Source organism: Corynebacterium epidermidicanis (genome assembly GCF_001021025.1).
Classification (GTDB): Bacteria; Actinomycetota; Actinomycetes; order Mycobacteriales; family Mycobacteriaceae; genus Corynebacterium; species Corynebacterium epidermidicanis.
Genome location: NZ_CP011541.1, coordinates 1,218,868 through 1,239,157, shown reverse-complemented (window position 1 = coordinate 1,239,157; position 20,290 = coordinate 1,218,868). Strand labels below are relative to the sequence as shown.

Below are 20,290 nucleotides of genomic sequence, written 5' to 3'. Positions count from 1 at the left end.
GTCATCCAGGGTGCACCAAACTGCACCACAACTCGAGAAACGGCTACATTCCAGCAATCTCACGCACCCTCGATAACACGGACCACCCGCCGCCCCCAAACACAACCCCCGCAAACCCACCAACGAACAATGCCCGGTCGATGCAATCATCTTCCGGGCATTTCACCTACGCTAACCGGACTATCCCAGCACCTGCCAGGACCTAGCTACGTGGGCTCAAATCTACTTGCGCACGCGCTTCTCACGAACGCGTACGGCGATCTTCACCGGGGATCCTTCAAAACCGAAGGTTTCGCGGAACTTGCGCTCAAGGTAACGGCGGTAGCCCGCTTCCAAGAAGCCGGTCGTAAACAGCACGATAACAGGAGGTCGAGTGGAAGCTTGCGTGGCAAAGAGCACTCGTGGCAGTCGTCCGCCGCGCATCGGTGGTGGATTTTGCGCGATCACTGCGCGCAGCCAGTTGTTAAGTTGACCAGTGGTGACTCGCTTGTCCCAAGACTCGAGCGCTTCGATCATCGCAGGTTCGATCTTTTGCAGCGCACGCCCTGTCGCCGCTGAGATGTTCACGCGTCGCACCCAAGGAATGTGTGCGATTTGTAGCTCGATTTCACGTTCGAGCAGGTCGCGGCGATCTTCGTCGACAAGGTCCCACTTGTTGTAGGCCAATACGAGAGCTTTGCCTGATTCGATGATCATGCCCAACACTCGCTGGTCTTGCTCGGAGATCGGTTGGGAAGCGTCGATAAGCATGACGCAGACTTCAGCTGCGTCGATCGCGCCCTTGGTGCGCAGTGAGGCGTAGTACTCGTGTCCTTGCGCGGTCTTGACTTTCTTGCGCAGGCCGGCGGTGTCGATAAACTTCCAGAGCTTCTGATCAAGCTGAACCAGGGAGTCGACCGGGTCCACGGTCGTGCCGGCGACGTTGTCGACCACCGAGCGCTCCTCGCCAGTGATCTTGTTCAGCAACGAAGACTTGCCGACATTCGGCCGACCCACGAGTGCCACGCGACGCGGGCCCTCTACGATCGACGGCTGCCGAGGTTTATCGGGGAACAGCCGCAAGATCTCATCAAGCACATCCGCGCCACCGCGACCATGCTGCGCCGACACCGGCCACGGATAGTCCAGGCCGAGTGCCCAGAATTCGGCGACATCAGCCAGTTGGTTATCGGAATCAAACTTGTTTGCCACAAGGATGACCGGCTGCTCTGCGCGCTGCAGATTCGCCGCCATCACCGAGTCGGTTTCAGTAATGCCGACCTGAGTGTCCACGACCATCACGATTACGTCAGCGGTCTCCATAGCAATTTCCGCCTGGCGAGCAATCGCGCCGTGAATGCCCTTCGCATCCGGATCCCAACCACCGGTGTCCTGCACCCAGAACCTCCGGCCGTTCCACTCCGCAACATAAGAAATGCGGTCACGAGTAACACCCGGATGGTCTTCCACCACTGCTTCTCGACGCCCCAAGAAGCGATTCACCAGCGAAGACTTACCGACGTTCGGCCTGCCCACAATAGCTACCGTGCACAGTTCCTCTTCGGTGTAATCCGGAGTAATGACCCCGAATTCCCGCTCGACAGCTTCCCAGACGGCGTCTTCGCCAAAATCTTCGCCAAAATCTTCATCGAAATCTTCGTCGAAGTCGTCCCCGAAGTCAGCTTCGCCGAATTCGGATTTGTCAAAGTCGGCTTCCTCGAAATCGAAGTCGTCCTCGTCGAAATCAGCGGCAGCCCAGCCTCCACCGGGAGCTACGATCTCCTCGTCGGTGTATGCCTTGTCCGCAGCGATCTCGCCGCCTTGGGTGTGGTAGACGAACATCGTCTCTGGTTCGTTACTGGGATCAAAGTCGTCGTTGTTCTTGCGTGACGTCATTACTTTGCTCCTTCCTGGGATGCTTGAGCCAACTCCATAAGTCGGTCCACGACCTGCTCGAAAGACAAGTCGGAGGTGTCAATGACAATAGCGTCCGAAGCTGGACGCAAAGGGGATACGGAACGGTTGGCGTCGAGCTCATCCCGACGCTGCACGTCAGCCAACACTGTGTCGAAATCGGCGGTCCGTCCTGCACGGAGATCTTGCTCGTATCGACGAGTTGCCCGCACCTCAGCCGACGCCGTGAGGAAAACCTTCACTGGCGCGTCGACCAACACGGTGGTGCCGATGTCACGACCGTCGACAATACAGCGATGCGCCTGAGACACCAGGCTGCGTTGCAAGTCCACCAAATTGCTGCGTACCTGTGGAAATGACGAAACCTGGGAGACGGCGCGAGTGACCTCGGGTCCACGGATTTCAGCAGAAACATCCTCGCCGGCGAGGATGACCTCGGTGGAGCGAGGGTCATCGTTGACCTGCAATGGCAATTCGGCGGTGGCTGCGACCACAGCGGCTTCGTCGGCTGGATCAATGCCGGCGCGGAGTACGTGCAGCGTAGCTACCCGGTACATCGCACCAGTGTCGAGGTACTTGGAATCCGTAGCCAGCGCGACCGCGCGGCACGCGGTGGATTTGCCAGCTCCCGAGGGTCCGTCGACTGCCATGATGAACCCATCACCGGGCATGTTCGCAATCATCACATCCCCACCGCCTTGTACAAGCTGGTCAGCTCAGCGCTATTCAAAGCACGGATGGCGCCAGGGGTTTGCTCCCCCAGCTGCACCGTGTGGATCTTCGTGCGAACCAGGCGCTCGACGGGGAAGCCAATTCCCTTCAACAGGCGACGCACAATGTGCTTGCGGCCCTCATGCAGCTCGACCCGAACGATGGTCTTTCCTTGCCACACATCGATGATTTGGGCAAAGTCGGCCTTCGCGGGGCCGTCGTCAAGCTCGACGCCCGAACGCAACTTTCGAATGTCCTTGTTGTCCATTTCGCCCACGACGGTAGCCAGATAGGTCTTGGAAACCTCGTACTTTGGGTGCATGAGCCGGTTTGCGAGCTCGCCGTCATTGGTGAGCAGAATCAACCCTTCGGTGTTGGCATCGAGGCGCCCGACGTGGAAAAGTCGTTGACCGGCGTCGAGTTTTTCACCGACGATGTCGCCGATACACGGGCGCCCCATGTCATCATGCATGGTCGACTGCACGCCAAACGGCTTGTTCAGTACGAAATACTCGAGACGCTCATCAACACGAATGCGGGTGCCATCCACACGCACGACATCCTTGTTTGGGTCGATGCGCGTGCCCTGCGCGAGCACGATCTTGCCGTTGACTTCGACGCGACCGGCGTCGATAAGCTTCTCGGCCATCCTTCGGGACGCTACCCCAGCCTGGGCCAGCACCTTTTGTAGGCGAACAGGTTCGCCCGGCGTGACCTGGGAGCGGTCTTCGGTGACGTGTTGGCGGCGAGCTGGTTTTGCCTTGGAGACGTAAATGTCCGCTGCCATTTGCTTGGTGCGGGCCTCGCCACGAACAGGGCGAGGAGCTTTGTCTTTGTCGTTGCCATAGATGCCCGAGCTACGTTGCGGGCGGGGTGTGGACTGGGAACGCGCGCCCTGAGGCGTCGCGCCAGCGCGCTTTCGGTCCGGTGTGCCTTCTCGGCGAGCGGGAGGGGTCACGATATCGTGTCCTATTCTTTTGAAGTTATAAATCGAGCCCCAGCTTAACGGACTACCCCCGCCCTTGTCACCTTTCCGGAGGGGCGGGCGCTCCCACGGAAACAGCTCCCGGTCCTGCTACGGCGCCTTCTCGACGACCGCAGGCAACAACACCTCGACGCGATCCAGATCATCAAGCGCGCCCTCCCGAATAGAACCCAGGTATGGCACTCCCGTGACAACGGAAAACTCCGCCAAATTCAGTTCAGTCGCCAGGTCATTGTCGCGTTTCAAACGACCACCAATCAACCCCACTACCTCCACCCCGCGACGTTGCGCCGCCTCGACCGTGAGCTCGGCGAGATTCAGCGAACCCAGCTCGGTGGAGGTAACCACCACCATCGGCGCTGCTAGTTGTGCCGCCAGATCGGCGATATTCCAGTCTTTAGCCATGCGCACCAAGAGGCCACCTGCGCCCTCCACCAATACCACTCGGCCGGGCCGATCCAACCCGCGAATGCGCGCAGCCGTATCCGCCAAGTCGAGGGTCGGCATGCCCGCGCGCTGCGCTGCCAGATTTGGTGCCAACGGCTCGGGATACCGGATGAACTCATAGGTTTCGATCCCAGATAATGCTCGCACGGTTACGGCATCGCCATGCCCTTCGGGTTCACCGGTCTGGACTGGCTTGATCGCGATGACATCGTATCCCGCTTCAAGGTAACCGCGAGCGAGAACAGCGGTGGCAACGGTTTTCCCGACATCGGTGTTCGTGCCGGTCACCATAAGAATTGCCATCAGTTAGTGTCCTTTCTGCTCCGCGTTCGCTTGGACAGCGCACTGCACTGCAGTACAAATCTTAGTGATTTCCTCATCCGTGGAAATAAAGGGCGGCATGACGTAAATCAACGTCCCGAACGGTCGGATCCACACCCCGGCCTCAACAGCCGCGTTGGTGGTCGCAGCCATATCAACTGACTCTTCCAGCTCCACAACGCCGATCGCTCCGAGCACACGAACATCCCGCACCCCCCATGCTCGTGCCGCGCCTTCATCGCGCAAAGGTGCCAGACCACGCTTCAAACCCGCTTCAATCCGCGGGACTTGTACGCGCCATTGTCCGGATTCCACCAATTTCACCGCTGCTACGGCGACGGCGCAAGCCAGCGGGTTAGCCATGAAAGTTGGGCCATGCATCAAAGCACCCCCAGCTTCACGACGATTAATCGCCTCAGCCACCCGATCCGAAGCTAATGTGGCCGCGAATGTCATAAATCCGCCGGTTAGCGCCTTACCCAAGCACATGATGTCTGGCTTGATCCCCGCTCCGGTGGTGGCGAAAAGCTGCCCAGTGCGCCCAAACCCAGTAGCGATTTCATCGGCGATCAACAGGACACCGTGTTCATCGCACAACTGACGCAGCCCGACCAGGAGCTCCGCGTCGTGAAAACGCATCCCACCTGCGCCTTGGACGATGGGCTCAATAATTATCGCGGCCACCGTATCGTCGATATGGCGAGCGAACTCCGCTAGATACTGGTCAATGTGCTCCTGGCCCGCTCCCCGGTCAGGCGGGCGAGGTGCGAATATTTGCTCAGCGATACTACCCCGCCACAGCGCATGCATCCCGCCTTCTGGGTCGCACACGCTCATGGGTGCAAAAGTATCGCCGTGATAGCCGCCGCGCCAGGTGAGCAGCTTAGTTCGGCCCGCCTGCCCGGCCCCGCGCTGATATTGCAACGCCATCTTGATCGCTACTTCAACGGCGACAGAGCCCGAATCGGAGTAGAAGACCTTGTCCAGGCCCGTCAGCGCGGTGAGACGCTGCGCCAACTCGACGGCCGGTTCGTGGGTCAATCCGCCGAACATGACATGGCTCATGGTGTTTATCTGCTTCGTGGCTGCCGCTATGAGCGCGGGATGAGAATGGCCGTGGGCTGCAGCCCACCAGGAACTCATGGCGTCGATAAGCTCGCGGCCGTCGGCCAAGGTCAGGCGGGTGCCCCGAGCGGATGCCACAGGCAGCGCGAGCATGGGGTTAGGACAAGGGCTATAAGGGTGCCAAATAAGTTGACGGTCGATGTCGATTAGTTGTGCACTATCCATCAGGGGTTAACCTCACCAAATCTCGCTTGAACAATGTTCAAAAACTAACCCTAAACTCCAATCTTGCGTTCGCAAAACTGCTATTAATTATGGTCATGCACAAACTTGAACGACGTTTAAGCGCGGCCACGGAGCTTGGTACAACGGCTCCCCCTTGGCGCACGCAACCACGTGGCCTACCCGCCCTGGTGAGCATCGAGATGTGGGAGCGATTCAGCTTCTACGGCATGCAGGCCATCCTGGTCTTTTATCTCTATGCGGACGACGGCCTAGGGCTCAGCAAGCAAGATGCCACCGCGATCATCGGTGCATACGGCGCGTTTGTGTACCTGTGCTGCATCCTCGGGGGTTTCCTCGCAGACCGGGTTTGGGGGCCAGAGCGTGTCTTGCTCTCCGGCGCCACAACCGTCATGGTCGGCCATGCCACCCTGAGCTTTACCAACACGGCAACCGGGCTAACTTTCGGCCTGGTCATGATTGGACTCGGATCTGGCTTCATCAAGACTTGCGCGATCACTATCCTTGGCCAGCTCTATCCCGCAGATAGCCACAACGCGACCGCACGCAAGGACTTCGGCTTTCAGCTGTTTTACCTGAGCATTCAAATTGGTTCGCTGCTTGGGCCGTTGCTCACCGGTTACCTCGCCGACCGCTACAGCTGGCAACTAGGATTTCTCGCCGCTGCCATCCTGATGGCAATCGGGGTTTTCAGCTATGCAATGCTGAGGCCGCGCATGTTGGCGGAGCTCAACCCGGCGCAACGCGACCTGATGCTGAACCCCCGCGCCCCACTGCGACGCAGCCAAGTAACCGCGCTCATCTCGAGCGCTATCGTGTGCTCGGTACTGTTGGGTGCCATCGCCCTGCGCACCTCACTGACAATTTCCGCACTGGCAAACGGACTGCTCGCGGTTGTCTTGTTCAGTATCGTCGGGTTGTTTGGCTACCTGTGGCGATCCCCTTTGACCACCGCAGCCGAGCGACGTCAATTGACGCGATTCCTGCCGCTTTTCCTCTCGGCATGCATCTTCTGGTCGGTGGCTTACCAGAATTTCGGTGTGTTTGCCGTTTATGCCGATCTTAAACTCAATCGAAACGTCGGCAGTTTTGAGATCCCCGCGGCCTGGATCCAAACCCTCAACCCGATCTTGGTCATGGCCCTCGCCATTCCGGTTTCCTTGCTGCGCTCCGCCCTGCATAGGCAGGCCTCGCACACCGCCAGCACCATGGCCTGGGGTGTTATCGCCAGCGCCGTGGCGTTTCTACTCTTTGTTCCCGTAAGCGATGGAGGCCCACACAGCACCCCGCTGGTGGTGATGTGCGCGATCGCCGCGATCATCGCACTCGGGGAATTGTGCATTGGGCCCGTCGGCATGGCAGCCACCGCGACTTGCGCACCCAGCGCCCACCGCACGTTGTTTTCGGCGCTGTATTTCCTGAATTTCGCCGTCGGTATGGCAGCATCGGGCGCGCTTTCCAGGTTTTATGACCCAGAAAACGCCGCAGCAGAGCGCACCTACTTCTTAGTAACCGGACTCGTCACCCTCACACTCGGCGCCTTACTTCTGCTCTGGCAGCGCTACCTGCGGAACAAAGCTTCCAGCGACTAAAAGTCCTCGTCAATCGAATCGATGTCGGGCAGCAGTGGCGCCAAATCCGGCAACCGTTCTAAAGAATCAATGCCAAGCTGCTCCAAGAATAGTGGCGTGGTCTCATAGAAATTAGCCTGCGTCGGCTCATCCGTTTCGACCTCGCGGATTAAGCCACGTTGGACCAAAGTCCGCATTACCCCATCAACATTCACGCCACGCACCGCCGACACCGCCGCCCTAGTCACTGGTTGCCGATAGGCGATCACCGCCAGCGTTTCCAACGCCGCGCGCGTCAGCTTGGACTGCGCCCCATCCAACACCAGCTTTTCGACGACCGTCGCATGAACTTTTCGGGTGTACAACCGCCACCCTTCCTCAGTTTCGCGCAGGTCAAACCCGTTTCCCCGAGAATCAAACTCAGCTGCGATGTGCTGCAACACAGTGCGCACTGTCGCTTCATCCACGTCCAGGACCCGAGCCACAGTTGCCACGCTCACTGGAGTGTCCACCACCAGCAGGATTGATTCCACCTGGGATCTAAGTACGGAAACAGCAGGAAGTGTCATGGACACCAAGCTTAATCCACCCCAGACTGATGGCTAGCCTGCATCACCCTCGGCCACCTCAAAGCCGGAATTTGGCCGACCCCACTCCGACCAGGACCCGTCATAAACTTTGAGGTTTTTATAGCCTGCGAGTGTGGCCGCCAGCGCATCGATGCAGGCAGTCACACCGGAGCCACAGCTAAAGTGCATGTTGTCGCTACCGAAATCAGCGAAAAGCTCCTGCAGTTCTACTGGACTTCGAAAAGTGCCGTCATCGTTCAAGACCTCGGTATAAGGCAGATTCACGCTGCCTGGGATATGTCCCGCTCGCAGACCGGGTCGAGGCTCCGGGGCGGTGCCCGCAAACCGTTCTGCGGAACGCGCATCCACCACGAGCCCCAGCCCATCAGCGTCGACGAAGAGCGGTCGGAGCTTAGACTGGATCTTTCCCGCTAGCGGAGCGCTGAGATTGAATGGAGCCAACTCTCCCCCAGCCTTTTCCCATGCGACAAGGCCGCCATCCAGAACCGCGACCTGATCAAGGCCGGCAGCAAGACCTAACCACCAGATGCGAGCAGCAAAAAATCCCTTGGGGTTGTCGTAGATAACTACCTTCGTATCGGAACTGATCCCCAACTGCTCGAACGGCGCCTGCAGGTTTGTTGGTGCCGTATGGGGCAACTCTGCGTGGGGTTCGGAAAACTCCGCTTCGATGTTGGCAATACGAGTGCCAGGGATGCCAGCGTCCGGGATTCGGCCGGAGCGCGAGCTCAGCGCACATACGACGACTAGATCTTCATCATTTAGATGATCGATCAACCAAGCGGCGTCGACAAGCGGGGTAGGTAGTGTGCTCATACTCGACCAGTTTAGGTCCAGTTCGCAGCTGCCACCACCGCCGGATCCACCTCAATTCCGGTCCAGGCTACCTTGAGCTCGCCCAGCGATTCTTCCTGCTCAACGCCTACCGCGCGGGCCTTGTATAGCTCTAACAAGGCGAGAAATCGACCGATGACTTCCATGGAGTGGGTGCAATCTCTGGTGAGGGTCGCAAAAGACAACCAGGTATCTTTACCTGCCAGCCGCAAGGTATCGAGCACCCGACCGGCCTGCTCGGGCACCGAAACCGCAACCTGGTGGATGTGGTCCGTGCCTACCAGCTCGGGGGGCTTGGGCCGGAACACACTCACCGCAAGCTCCGTAAACTGTCCGAGGTCCAGTCCGAGCTTGACCGGTGGGAGCAAGCCGACGAACTGAGGTTCCAGGCTGACCGCACGCGGATAGCTACGCTGCGCGCGACGCTGCCACTCGGCAAACATGGTTGCCACCTGCTTATACGCCTTGTACTGCAATAGCTTGGCGAATAGCAGGTCACGCGTCTCCAGCAGCGCTAAGTCTTCCTCATCTTCTACCTCGCCACGCGGAATCAGTCGGGCTGCCTTGAGATCCAACAAGGTAGAGGCGATCACGATGAATTCGGTGATCACATCCAGTTCAGCGGTTTCTCCTAAAGCCTTGGTGTAGGAAATGAATTCGTCAGTTACCTCAGCCAGCGCAATATCTGTAATGTCCAGCTTCTTGGCCGATATCAGCTGCAAAAGCAAGTCAAATGGGCCCGAAAAATTGCGCAAGGCAACCTGAAAGCCGGTGATCTCCGGCTGCTCCGTTTCCGCTGGCATCGGCGGCGAGAGCCGAGGTCGCACCCGAGAATTGTCACCGGATCGACTATGCGGTGCGTTCAATGACTTCCCGAGCTAGGTTGCGATATTGCTCAGCACCCTGCGACTTCGGAGCCCACGTAATAATTGGCTCACCCGCTACCGACGTCTCCGGGAAGCGCACCGTGCGGGTAATAACGGTGTCGAAAACCTGGTCGCCAAACACCTCGACCACCCGGCTCATTACTTCGCGGGCGTGGCTGGTGCGACGGTCGAACATCGTCACCAAAATCCCCAAGGTCTCCAGGTTGAAATTCAACCGGTCGCGCACCTTCTCCACGGTGTCGGTCAATAGTGCCAAGCCACGCAGTGAGAAATATTCGCATTCCATCGGGATGATGACGCCCTGCGCGCACGACAAAGCATTAACGGTGAGCAACCCCAGCGAAGGCTGGCAATCCAGAATAATGTAGTCGTAGTCCTTCATCACCGGGCGCAGCACTCGCGCGAGAGTTTGCTCGCGACCAACCTCATTCACCAGCTGAATTTCCGCAGCCGACAGGTCAATATTGGCTGGTACGAGATCCAACCCAGCAACATTCGTGCGGTGAATGGCGCTAAAAATCGACGCACGGCTGTCCACCAACAAGTTGTAGACAGTAATGTCCAGCTCATCGTGCGGCACGCCTAGACCTGCTGAGAGCGCACCTTGTGGGTCGAGATCGACCAGGAGTACTTTCCGGCCAGCCTCCGCCAGACACGCCCCGAGGTTGATCGTGGACGTTGTCTTGCCCACACCACCCTTTTGATTGCACATTGCGATGATGTGCGCCGGCCCATGAGTGGCCAACGGGGCCGGTTCGGGAATGTCGCGGACCGGACGGCCGGTTAGCCCAAGCTCGGGAGATTCGAAGAGCGCTGCGTCCTGATCCGAGTCAGCCATGATCAATCCCTCTTCCTTGACAGTGATGTAAACGGGTAGTACCCGAGCTAGATTCCGAGCTCGATAATGTCAACCGAAGGCAACCTCTGCAACTTACCGAGCTCGAATAACAGCCATGTAACTACCTACAGACTTTAGCGTTCATAGCACTCTGATGTAAGTTTGATCGCCGCTGGAATTCAAAAAGTACGAAAGTCAAGTGTAGTGACTGAACTTTTAGGCGCGTGGATGGGAAGATGCCCACACCGCGCGCAGATTGTTTGCACTCACATGAGTGTAAATTTGGGTCGTCGTCACCGAAGAATGGCCCAGTAATTCCTGAACCACGCGGACATCGGCACCGCCCTGCAACAGATGCGTCGCATAGGAATGGCGCAACGTATGTGGGGAGATTTCCTTCGCAATCCCGGCTCGCTCTGCCGCGGCCTTGATGATCCCCCACGCGCTTTGTCGCGACAGCGCCCCGCCCCTAGTGTTGAGGAACGCAGCATGCGTTTTGCCTTGCGAAAGAGCTGGACGTGCGCGGACCAGATACGCCTCCATCGCCTCCTGCGCGTGGGTCCCCACCGGCACGATGCGTTGCTTATTCCCCTTACCAGTAATTTTCAGCACTCCGTCTTGCTGCGTGAGGTCGTCGACAAGCAAACCGACAGCTTCCGAAACGCGCATTCCCGTGCCGTACAACAGCTCCAGCAATGCCCGATCGCGCACTCCCACCGCGGTGTCTGTCGGTGTCTTTTCGATGAGCGCGGCCACTTCGTCGATGCTTAGGGTGTCCGGCAAGTGTTTGCCGACCTGCGGTGGGGACACCTCGGCCGCCACGTCAACCTCCAGCGCACCTTCGGCGACTGCAAACTTATGCAAACCCCGAGCCACCACCAAAGCGCGCCCGGCAGAGGCCGCTGACAACGGCTTGCGCTCGGTGTCGGGGTCCGCGCGCCGCAGTTCAGCCACGTAGTTTTCGATATCCGTGGTGCTCACCTTGCTGAAATCGGTCCGCCCGATCTCGCTGAGCCACCCGAGGTATCGGGCGATATCCCGGCGATAATTGGACAACGTATTAGCCGAAAGCCCCCGCTCAACTGCCAAATGCGACAGCCACTGTTCGGCAATAACAGCCGGGTCAGTCATGGACCTGCGGTAGCCGTTTCATGTCTGCGCCCAGGCCTGCTGCTTTTCGACGCCGCGCCAACGCATTCGGACGCAAAGAGAACTCATCTGCCACATCGCGCCCAGGAAGATTTTCCGCGAGCAGATGGGACGCCGTCATAATTCCAGCCACAGCGATACCATTGACGATCTCACCCCGAAGGACCATCTCTACGGCTTGGTGGAGATCCACCCAAACCAGCTCGAGGTCTGCTTCTTCATCGTGAGCATCCGGGCGATCAATCTCGTGCACATCAGTAGCCAAATAGATCCGGACCGCTTCTTCGCAGAAACCCGGCGACGATACAATATCGCTCACCAACTGCCAATGAGCTGCAGCCAATCCGGCTTCTTCTTGCAGTTCACGCTGCGCACAGACTAGCGGATCTTCATCAGCGACATCGAGAATTCCCGCTGGTAGCTCCCACAAGCGCTGTTGCACACAGTGACGATACTGACGCACAAGAGCGATTCGGGCGCCATCAAAAGCCACCACTGCTACTGCCCCGAAATGCTCCACGATCTCACGGGCAGCAACCTCACCACCCGGCATCACGACGTCGTCCCGTCGCACGGCGATGATCGGGGCGTCGAGAAGCACTCGGCTATCTACCACCGAAAACTCATGGCTTCCTGGGGAGGGCGTGGACGTCATTTGCTGTACTTTCCCTAGTGCACTGAACTACTCTGGCCGGGCCGGGGCAGCTGCCTCTGCACTGCTTGCCGTTCCATAATGACCAGTATGTCCCGTTAGCTGTTCGCGTGCTGCCAGGACAGTGGCTAGCCGCCCGAACGAACGATCAACCGAGTCAACAGTAGACACTTCCGCCTTTGCGGCACGCAAGCGACCGATCACTCCGCTCTCGGCTGAGGTGCGCACCCGACCGGCGACGACCACCCCGTTGCCCTTAGCGTCCAACGCCTGAGCGAACTTCGCCTGTTGAGCTGCCGAGAAGTCCGCAGCGGCAGTGCCGTCAGAATCACCAGTGATCAGCACAACGAGTTGACCTGGGAGAATGCTGCCTTCCTGGTAATTGAGGTAGCCAGCGTCACGAAGCGCGCCGAGCAGAAGAGCCCTTTCCTCCGGAGTTGCCTGCACGTTACCGTTGTCCTTGTTGAGCATGAGGCCAGCGCCGAGAGATTCACCAGCATGGGTACCGGGATCCAGCTTATCTGTGGACAGTTGAGCTCCTGCTGGAAGAGTGTTGGCCACGATCGACTTCAGGGCGTCCGCACCATCTTGAGCAAAGAACTTTTCCGTCAAATCGACATGTCCCGCGTCACGCGCCCCCGACTTGCGCAACAACCAGGTGACATTCTTTACGTCATCTGGGTTGGCATCAAAAGTGGTCAATACGAGCACGGGACGGTCTTTCAGCACGCCATCGACGGTCTTCTCCGCGACGGAGCCGATATAGGAATCGGCGGTTGCTGCCTGCGCAGCGGCGATCGCGGCATCTGACTTCGCTTTCACCAGTTGTTGGGCGTTTTCGTTATTGGTCTGAACTGGGCCATTCGGCAGATTCGGCGCCAAAACGTAGGTGCCGGCTGCCACCCCGGCTGCTAGGCCAAACGCTAAACCCGCGACGACACCACCGGTGCGTTTCTTACTTTTCGCCATTGCGTTGCTCCCTTTACTGTTTACGTCTATTCAAAGCTCACTAAACGTCAGCTAGCGGAAAAGGCCTTGGAAACTCAACGCGATGTTGTTCCAGGTGTCGATCAAATTGGAAACAAAGTCCCCGTTCCCGGAAGTACCGGCGATCCCGACGATGACTGCCAAAGCCACCAGGATTCCCAGCAACGCCCACATCCAGGCCAAGGAGGCACTGGACTTTACCGTGTAGAGGTTTGAAATTGACGTACCCTCCACCAGCTTGCCACCGAGCTTCGTGCGAGTGAGCAATGCAGACGGTGTGGCGTCTGGCGTTCCGCGGAAAATATCCGTCAAGCTGAGTTCGCTACCTGCCGAGACAATTAGCTGCGCCTCGTGGTAATCCGCAAGCAACAACGCCAAGTCTGTCGCTGATTCACTCGCCGCCGGGAAAGTCATCGCGCCGATACCGAGATCTTGAATGCGCTCCAACCCCTTGGCATGTCCGTCCGGAGCTGCCGGGAGCACCACCCGCGCCCCGGAACGCAATGCGTCATTGCCGATATTTGCGGGATCTCCCACGATCAGATCTGGCTTGTAGCCGGCCTCCACCAGCGTGTCCGCCGCAGATTCCACGCCAATCAACACTGGGTCGTACTCGCGGATGAAGTTGCGCAGGCTCTTGAGCTCAGCGCGGTGCCCAAGGCCCGGGCTCAGTACAACGACTTTGCGTTCACGGAAATCCAGCCCGGTTTCCGGCACCCCTAGCCCGTCGATAAGCAGCGGAGATTCCGAGGTGATGAACTGAATGGTATTGCCAAAGAAAGCCTCCATGTGGTCGACGAGGTTTTGTTCCGCGTCGGCGAAGGCACGCTCGGCGAGCGCCGGGGTAACGACGGTGCCGGATCCAATGAGCCGATCGCCGAGGAAAAGCTGACCGTCGTCGGTCAACCGAACTTTCTTGCCATCCTTGATGTGCTCGCGGATTTCCGCGCCGACGCCCTCAACGAGGATGGTGTCGCCGTCGAGTAGGATCTGCGGGCCGTAGTTGGGCATTGCCCCGGTGGTAAATTGCGCCATGTTCACCACGGCTGCTGGCGAAGCATCCGCAAGGCGTTGTGCGAGGACGCGCCCTAGGTCCGGTGCGTCAATCAACGCAATATCCCCGGAGGACAAGCGCTTAAAGCCCTTACCCTGTGGGGTGCAGTCGCGCACAGTTGCTTGCAGTCCAGGCAAATCAGCGTTTCGGGAGAACAGACTCATGTGCACCATTGTGGCGCGTGTGACGCCAGCGGTGGGCTAGGCGCGCGGAACCAACACGCAATTTTTTGCCACCGCCACCGGCCCTCATCGCGGCCTTACTGCGCAACTATCTAGCCCGCAGCGCGGTCCGCTTGTGCTCGTTCCAGCAGCTCCTTGGCGTGCGCGCGCCCAGTATCGGTATCGTCGAGCCCGGCCAACATGCGAGCTAGCTCCTCCACCCGGCGATCACCATCGAGTTCTTCCACACCCGAAGTCGACGCCTGATCCGAAACCGACTTCAACACGTGCAGATGAGTATCCGCATACGCCGCCACCTGCGGCAAGTGGGTGACCACGATAACTTGATTATGTTTGGCAAGCCGCGCTAATCGACGCCCAATTTCCACCGCAGCACGTCCCCCAACCCCAGCGTCTACCTCATCAAAGACCAAAGTTTCCCCGCTGGAGCCCGCGCTCAAAATTACTTCCAACGCGAGCATTACTCGCGACAGCTCGCCACCAGATGCGGAGGTGGCCAGCGGGCGTGCCTCAAGTTCAGGAGCGCCGGCCAACTGAAATTCCGCCTCGTCGATGCCGGTCGGCCGTGGATTCGAAGTGCTTAAGGAAACCTCAAATCGCGACTTCGGCATGGCCAGACCATGAATCTCGTTGGTCACCGCTTCTGCGAGCTCCTGAGCAGCTTTCACGCGCGCCTTGCTGAGAGCACGCGCCGCTCTCATCATATTCTTTTCGGCCTCGGCAGCCTGGCTGCGCAGCTTCTCCAACGCATCAGGAGACACATCAATGCTATTGAGGCGTTGCTGCGCTTTATCGCGCCATTGCAACACCCCGGCGATGTCCGGCGCATACTTCCGGGTGAGCGATTTGAGCTGCTGCTGGCGTTGCAACATCGAATCAAGGGCCTCCGGGTCCGTAGGCAAATCGCTGAGGAACGCCCCCAGTTCACGAGAGACATCACTCAACTCAGAAGTCAGCGCAACGAGTTGTTCCGCAAGCTGCTGCAGGGCCGGATCATCGGACTGCAGCAACGCACTTCCAGCCGCACCCAGCAGATCGGATGCCGAGCTACCTTCCATATCATCTTCCGCCCCGTCGATCGCCACAAGCGCGGTGGTGGCCTGCTCCCGCAGCGTATCGACGTCCTGCAGGCGCCGAATGTCTGCCACCAGGCTTTCGTCTTCCCCTTCTTCCGGAGCAATCGCGTCGATCTCCTCGACGGCAAACTGTAACCGGTCGACTTCTTGAGCTAATTCTCGACGCTTCTCCACTCGCTCCCGTAACTGCTTGTCCAGGGATTTCCACTCGCGATACACCTCGAGGTAGTTCTCCCGCAGCAGCCCGATAGCTGGATCAAAACGGTCCAACGCTTCCAACTGACGCTCCGGCGCTAGCAACCTCAGTTGGTCGTTTTGCCCGTGGATAGTCAGCACGGTTTCAGAAAAGTCGTGGAGCGTTGCTGCTGGCACACCGCGGCCACCGAGGTATGCCTTGGAACGCCCGTTTGCTTGGACAGTTCGGCTGGCGATCACTTCCCCATTCTCGTCCGCCTGTCCACCAGCCTCGGAAACGATCGAATGTGCCAGCTGTTGCTGCTCAGGGCCCAATTCATCGGTGATGAACCGCCCTTCCACCGTGGCTGACTTCGCCCCGGTGCGCACCCGAGACGCGTCGGCGCGCGCGCCCGACAACAACCGCAAACCCGTAACCACCATGGTTTTTCCCGCACCTGTTTCGCCAGTGAGGACGGTAAGGCCAGGGGAAAGCTCAATATTGGCCTTCGGAATCACGCCGAGGTTTTCAATGGCTAGGTCTGCGAGCATGTTTTCTAATCTAGCGCTAATCAGTGACGGATTGTGTGCTTGGTCCCCGCCAGCCATCGACAGGCAACCGGAATTTGCGCACTAGGCGATCCGTAAACGGCAAATTGTCTAGCCGTACCCAGCGCACAGGCCGGTGCCCACGAGTGACCTCAATACGACTGCCAGGGGGCATGTCGATGGTCCGGAAACCGTCCATGATCGCGAGCGCCCGCGAGGTATCCACCCGAGATTCCACCGCTACCGCGGAATGCGGACTTACGACGAGCGGCTTCGCGAACAGCGCATGCGCATTGTTCGGCACTACCAAAATCGCGTCGAGTTCCGGCCACAACACCGGGCCGCCAGCAGAAAAGGCATATGCAGTGGATCCGGTGGGCGTGGAGATCAGCACCCCGTCACAACCAAAATTGCTCACCGGGCGCGCATCCACCTCCAAAACGGCGTCGAGGACGCCACGTCGATTGCTGTTTTCCACACTGACTTCGTTGAGCGCCCAGCCCGTGCCCAGCACCTTTCGTTGGGCGTCGAAGACCCGCACATGCAAAGTCATGCGGTCTACCACCCGGTAGTCCTTGGCGATGACACGTCGAATAGCTTCCTGTAAAGAATCGCTTTCCCACTCCGCGAGGAAGCCGACATGGCCCAAGTTGATACCCAAAACCGGCAAATCAGCTTGATGGGCCAGGTCAGCGGCACGCAAGAAGGTGCCATCGCCACCAAGCACGAGGACCAATTCCACGCCTTCAGTTGCTTCGGCGACATGGCCAAAAGTGGGGAATTGACTTAAGGTCGGGTGCTTGCTCAGCATGTCGTCCGCGCCTCCGGAAATGAGGCGAACGTCGATCCCTGCCTCAGCAAGCTGCTGCGCAGCCAACGATGCCGACTCAATATTGGAACTACGACCGGTGTGGGGTACTAGCAAAACCGTACGTTGCCCAGTTGGACTCATTGTGGTCCCTCTTTCACTGCAGTTGCGATAATGTCGGCAGTTTCCTCTGCGCCAGGATCGGAAGCGCCACCGTCCTTGACCAGCCACAAGAAGTACTCCACATTCCCCGATGGGCCTGGCAGCGGCGAGGCAACACACCCACGAAAGCTCAAACCAAGGGTGGTCGCGAATTCTGCAATGTCTCTGGTGACTTCCTCACGCAGCTGAGGGCTGGTTACTACACCGCCTTTGCCCAATCTATCTTTACCCACCTCAAACTGGGGTTTGACCATCGGTAGTAGATCGGCGCCGTCACGTAACACGGCCACAATGGCAGGTAGAACTAACTTGAGCGAGATGAACGACAGGTCGCCCACCATCGCATCGCAGGGTCCAGCTGTGTGTTCAAGGGTGAGGTGACGAATGTTCGTGCGGTCCACGACGCGAACCCGATCGTCGTTTTGCAATCGCCACACCAATTGGCCATATCCGACATCCACGGCGACAACCTCGGAAACGTCTCGTCGAATGAGGACATCGGTAAAGCCGCCGGTAGATGCGCCCGCGTCGATAATTTTCTTGTTGGCAAGCGATAGCCCCTGTGGCTCAAATGCCGCTAATGCACCGAGAAGCTTATGAGCTCCACGCGATGCCCAATCGTCATCCACCACGTCAACGACCTTGATCGAAACATCTGGCTCCACGACGGTGGCGGGCTTAATCGCCAGCATGCCACCGACAAAGACGTGCCGCCCGCGAATAAGCTCCGTGGCGTGGTCGCGCGACCGCGCAATCTTGCGACGCACTAGTTCCGCGTCCAACCGCCTCCGCGCCACCATTTCGCTCGTGAATCCTTTCCTCGCTCACGCCTGCCAACCAAGATCTAATCCGAGCAGTGTCACTGCAGCGCTTGGTGCACCACTTCGTGCGCACGGGCTAGTTGCTCTGCTTCTTCAACCAGAGTACTGGTCGGCTCGTTGAGGATTGTCGCTACCTCTGCATCAACTTTTTCGGGAGTAAATTGTGGCTGGCGCGGATCATGCGGAACTGGAGCAGTCATCGCAATCACCGCCACGAAGAAATCGCGGTGTCCGCCACGGGACTACCAGCCACGACCGTACCGCTAAACGCGGTATCGCTGTGCCACGCAACACTTAATACGGTACGTAAGGCAGCCATGGCGTCCGCACCGTCATGCCCACCTTCCAGCACGATGTCCGCGCCGGACATCCTAGCACTGAAGCCAGCCTCGGGATGTGGCGCAAGATCCGCCGGTTCGGCATGTAATGCCCGCATATCGGCGGCCAGGTATGTCGCGCGCCACTCAGGAGGGGCAGCAATTGTGTCCCAGTGGCCCGAAACGCCGGTAATAACTTGCAGCGTATCCATGCCGGCCGCCACACCACCAGCGATGTCAGTATCCAGGCGATCACCTACAGCAAGTGGACACTTCGCTCCGATCGAACGAGCAGCCAAGTGAAACATCGCGGGCTCCGGCTTCCCTGCCACTTGCGGCACAACCCCAGTCGCATGAGTCACAGCCGCCACCATAGAACCGTTACCAATGTGCAGTCCACGCTCCATCGGCAACGTGGAATCCACATTACTCGCGAAATAACGGGCTCCAGCGCGAATGGCAAGCGCAGCTTCCGACAATTGGGCCCACCCGGTCTCCGGATTATGCCCATGCAGCACTGCAACTGGCTTGTCATCGGCACTGCTCACCACGTTAAAACCAGCTGCCTCTGCGAGTACGCGAAATGACTCGGTGCCCAGCACCAAAACCTTGGCGCCGGCAGGAATCTGCTGGGCACAAAGCATGATGGCGGCTTGGGCAGAGGTGATCACGTCCGCGTCACGCGTCGACAGGCCAAGGTCGTTGAGCTGCTGGGCAACCACCGACGGCGCCTTCGAGGCATTGTTAGTCACATACAGGCGTGGGAGGTCAAGCTCGGAAAGCGTTTCGACGGCGTGCGTCACCGCGCGACCGCCTTCCCACACGGTACCGTCTAAATCCAACAGTAGGGCGTCGTGGGTAGAGGCTAGCGTCATGACAGCTCTTTCAGCCGATCCGCGACATCGAGGAGCTCGTCTTCATCGGCCCGTCCTGCCAGAGTGAACCACTCGATAGCGTCGGCGGTCCGTCCCTTTTCCGCAAGCAAGTCGGCGTAAACGTAGAAAATTCGGGAGGCGCTGTAACCGCCGGCGGTCTTAGGAGGCATGACACGTTCGAGCTCCACCAGCGCGGCATCAATTTGGCTGAGATCACGGCGTGCGCCTGCGACAACGATTGCTAGCTCGATCCGGGTTTCGGGATCCAACTCGGTGACATCGATTTCGCGAGCCAATTCAATAGCCTTTTCGGGGCGCCCAAGTGCGCGTTCACAGTCCGCCATTACCGCAACAAGACCAGGCCCACCGCTCATCCGACGGGCCGCACGCAGCTCAGAAAGAGCCTCTTTCCACTCGCCAGCATGGTAAGCAGCGATGCCGGCCGTCTCGCGGACCACAGACACACGACCACCGCGGTCCTTCGCTGCACGCGCGTGTTGTAGCGCGAGCTTCGGGTCATCGGCCAGCAAGGATGCCACCATAATCATATGGCGAGCGACCGTATCCGCATTATCCTTAGCCAAGCTCCGCAAATCCTGCAGAACCGAGCGATCCAATTCCTTTGCCTCTACATCGGCTGGAATGTCTGGTTCCGCAGCGCGTCGGGCATCCCGCTCTTCGCGGTAACCAGGACGGTGCGGGCTAGCGACGAAGTTATCGTTCTTGCGCCCCGCACCGGCGCGCTGCGCGTGACGACGACGATCGCCATCCCGGCTGCCACTCCGGCTCTGCGCGCCATCTCGCGGGCCTGCTTGTCGACGCCGCTCGTCGTGATCACCGCGACTGTCACTTCCGTAACCATTGCGGCTTTGCCCACCGGTGTTGCCTCGGCCTTGGCCACGAGAACTACTAGACCGACGACCTTCTCCGCTGTATTCGCGACCGCCCTCGTTAGAACGATTGCCGCGGGAAGAGTCCCGATTGCGTGAGAAGTGTTCGGCCATGTGGTCAGATACCTTTCGGTGAGGAAAAAACAAGCTTCACATAAAGTCTAGTGATGCCGACAAAAAGGTGTGGCACGAACCCCGGTTAGCTAATT

Annotated in this window: 20 protein-coding genes; 1 reads left to right on the top strand and 19 read right to left on the bottom strand. The window is 58.9% G+C overall.

Going from position 1 to position 20,290, the window contains the following annotated elements:
* Window positions 1-222: 222 nt before the first annotated feature.
* The 5 genes from der to CEPID_RS05775 all read right to left on the bottom strand — a co-directional run bounded on the left by der (window position 223) and on the right by CEPID_RS05775 (window position 5,647).
* Window positions 223-1,875: a ribosome biogenesis GTPase Der gene (gene der / locus CEPID_RS05795; protein ID WP_047240149.1), complete on the bottom strand. Its 1,653-nt coding sequence runs from the start codon at window positions 1,873-1,875 to the stop codon at window positions 223-225.
* A complete protein-coding gene (cmk, locus tag CEPID_RS05790; RefSeq protein ID WP_047240148.1) occupies window positions 1,875-2,576 on the bottom strand; it encodes a (d)CMP kinase in 702 nt (233 codons plus the stop codon). Before cmk ends, der begins: the two co-directional genes overlap by 1 nt.
* Window positions 2,576-3,391 (bottom strand): pseudouridine synthase, encoded by an 816-nt coding sequence (locus CEPID_RS05785; RefSeq protein ID WP_144413549.1) that lies wholly within the window; start codon window positions 3,389-3,391, stop codon window positions 2,576-2,578. Before CEPID_RS05785 ends, cmk begins: the two co-directional genes overlap by 1 nt.
* Before the next feature lie 288 nt (window positions 3,392-3,679).
* Window positions 3,680-4,339, bottom strand: coding sequence for a dethiobiotin synthase (gene bioD / locus CEPID_RS05780; protein WP_047240146.1), 660 nt, complete (start codon window positions 4,337-4,339; stop codon window positions 3,680-3,682).
* Between the two features lie 3 nt (window positions 4,340-4,342).
* Window positions 4,343-5,647 (bottom strand): adenosylmethionine--8-amino-7-oxononanoate transaminase, encoded by a 1,305-nt coding sequence (locus CEPID_RS05775; RefSeq protein WP_047240145.1) that lies wholly within the window; start codon window positions 5,645-5,647, stop codon window positions 4,343-4,345.
* Between the two features lie 95 nt (window positions 5,648-5,742).
* On the opposite strand from CEPID_RS05775, the gene CEPID_RS05770 reads away from it, so the two are divergent.
* Complete coding sequence (locus tag CEPID_RS05770) at window positions 5,743-7,257, top strand: peptide MFS transporter (RefSeq protein WP_158408028.1); 1,515 nt, start codon at window positions 5,743-5,745, stop codon at window positions 7,255-7,257.
* Here CEPID_RS05770 and scpB read toward each other — a convergent pair.
* From scpB to CEPID_RS12905, 14 genes are all read right to left on the bottom strand, one after another.
* Window positions 7,254-7,805 (bottom strand): SMC-Scp complex subunit ScpB, encoded by a 552-nt coding sequence (scpB, locus tag CEPID_RS05765; RefSeq protein ID WP_047240143.1) that lies wholly within the window; start codon window positions 7,803-7,805, stop codon window positions 7,254-7,256. The genes CEPID_RS05770 and scpB overlap by 4 nt on opposite strands.
* A 33-nt stretch (window positions 7,806-7,838) precedes the next feature.
* Window positions 7,839-8,642 carry a sulfurtransferase gene (locus CEPID_RS05760; RefSeq protein ID WP_047240142.1) on the bottom strand — a complete coding sequence of 268 codons (804 nt, stop codon included), beginning with the start codon at window positions 8,640-8,642 and terminating at the stop codon, window positions 7,839-7,841.
* An 11-nt stretch (window positions 8,643-8,653) separates the two neighbouring features.
* Entirely contained in the window at window positions 8,654-9,463 is an 810-nt protein-coding gene (locus CEPID_RS05755) for a segregation and condensation protein A (protein ID WP_047240141.1), read from the bottom strand.
* 46 nt (window positions 9,464-9,509) lie between these two features.
* Window positions 9,510-10,385: a ParA family protein gene (locus CEPID_RS05750; RefSeq protein WP_047240140.1), complete on the bottom strand. Its 876-nt coding sequence runs from the start codon at window positions 10,383-10,385 to the stop codon at window positions 9,510-9,512.
* A 216-nt stretch (window positions 10,386-10,601) separates the two neighbouring features.
* A complete protein-coding gene (gene xerD / locus CEPID_RS05745; protein WP_047240139.1) occupies window positions 10,602-11,516 on the bottom strand; it encodes a site-specific tyrosine recombinase XerD in 915 nt (304 codons plus the stop codon).
* Window positions 11,509-12,189 carry an NUDIX domain-containing protein gene (locus CEPID_RS05740; RefSeq protein ID WP_047240138.1) on the bottom strand — a complete coding sequence of 227 codons (681 nt, stop codon included), beginning with the start codon at window positions 12,187-12,189 and terminating at the stop codon, window positions 11,509-11,511. Before CEPID_RS05740 ends, xerD begins: the two co-directional genes overlap by 8 nt.
* A gap of 27 nt (window positions 12,190-12,216) precedes the next feature.
* Window positions 12,217-13,155: a copper transporter gene (locus CEPID_RS05735; RefSeq protein ID WP_047240137.1), complete on the bottom strand. Its 939-nt coding sequence runs from the start codon at window positions 13,153-13,155 to the stop codon at window positions 12,217-12,219.
* A gap of 51 nt (window positions 13,156-13,206) precedes the next feature.
* Window positions 13,207-14,400 carry a putative cytokinetic ring protein SteA gene (steA, locus tag CEPID_RS05730; RefSeq protein ID WP_047240136.1) on the bottom strand — a complete coding sequence of 398 codons (1,194 nt, stop codon included), beginning with the start codon at window positions 14,398-14,400 and terminating at the stop codon, window positions 13,207-13,209.
* Between the two features lie 101 nt (window positions 14,401-14,501).
* The gene (recN, locus tag CEPID_RS05725; RefSeq protein ID WP_047240135.1) at window positions 14,502-16,211 is read right to left on the bottom strand and encodes a DNA repair protein RecN; all 1,710 of its coding nucleotides are present in this window, start codon (window positions 16,209-16,211) and stop codon (window positions 14,502-14,504) included.
* A 16-nt stretch (window positions 16,212-16,227) separates the two neighbouring features.
* Complete coding sequence (locus tag CEPID_RS05720; protein ID WP_047240134.1) at window positions 16,228-17,160, bottom strand: NAD kinase; 933 nt, start codon at window positions 17,158-17,160, stop codon at window positions 16,228-16,230.
* Window positions 17,157-17,978, bottom strand: coding sequence for a TlyA family RNA methyltransferase (locus CEPID_RS05715; RefSeq protein WP_047240133.1), 822 nt, complete (start codon window positions 17,976-17,978; stop codon window positions 17,157-17,159). Before CEPID_RS05715 ends, CEPID_RS05720 begins: the two co-directional genes overlap by 4 nt.
* Before the next feature lie 59 nt (window positions 17,979-18,037).
* Entirely contained in the window at window positions 18,038-18,199 is a 162-nt protein-coding gene (locus CEPID_RS13430) for a hypothetical protein (RefSeq protein WP_169747265.1), read from the bottom strand.
* A 5-nt stretch (window positions 18,200-18,204) separates the two neighbouring features.
* Window positions 18,205-19,191, bottom strand: a complete 987-nt coding sequence (locus CEPID_RS05710; protein WP_047240132.1) for an HAD-IIA family hydrolase — start codon at window positions 19,189-19,191, stop codon at window positions 18,205-18,207.
* Window positions 19,188-20,195, bottom strand: coding sequence for a tetratricopeptide repeat protein (locus CEPID_RS12905; RefSeq protein ID WP_083984397.1), 1,008 nt, complete (start codon window positions 20,193-20,195; stop codon window positions 19,188-19,190). The genes CEPID_RS05710 and CEPID_RS12905 overlap by 4 nt, the downstream gene beginning before the upstream one ends.
* Between the last annotated feature and the right edge of the window lie 95 nt (window positions 20,196-20,290).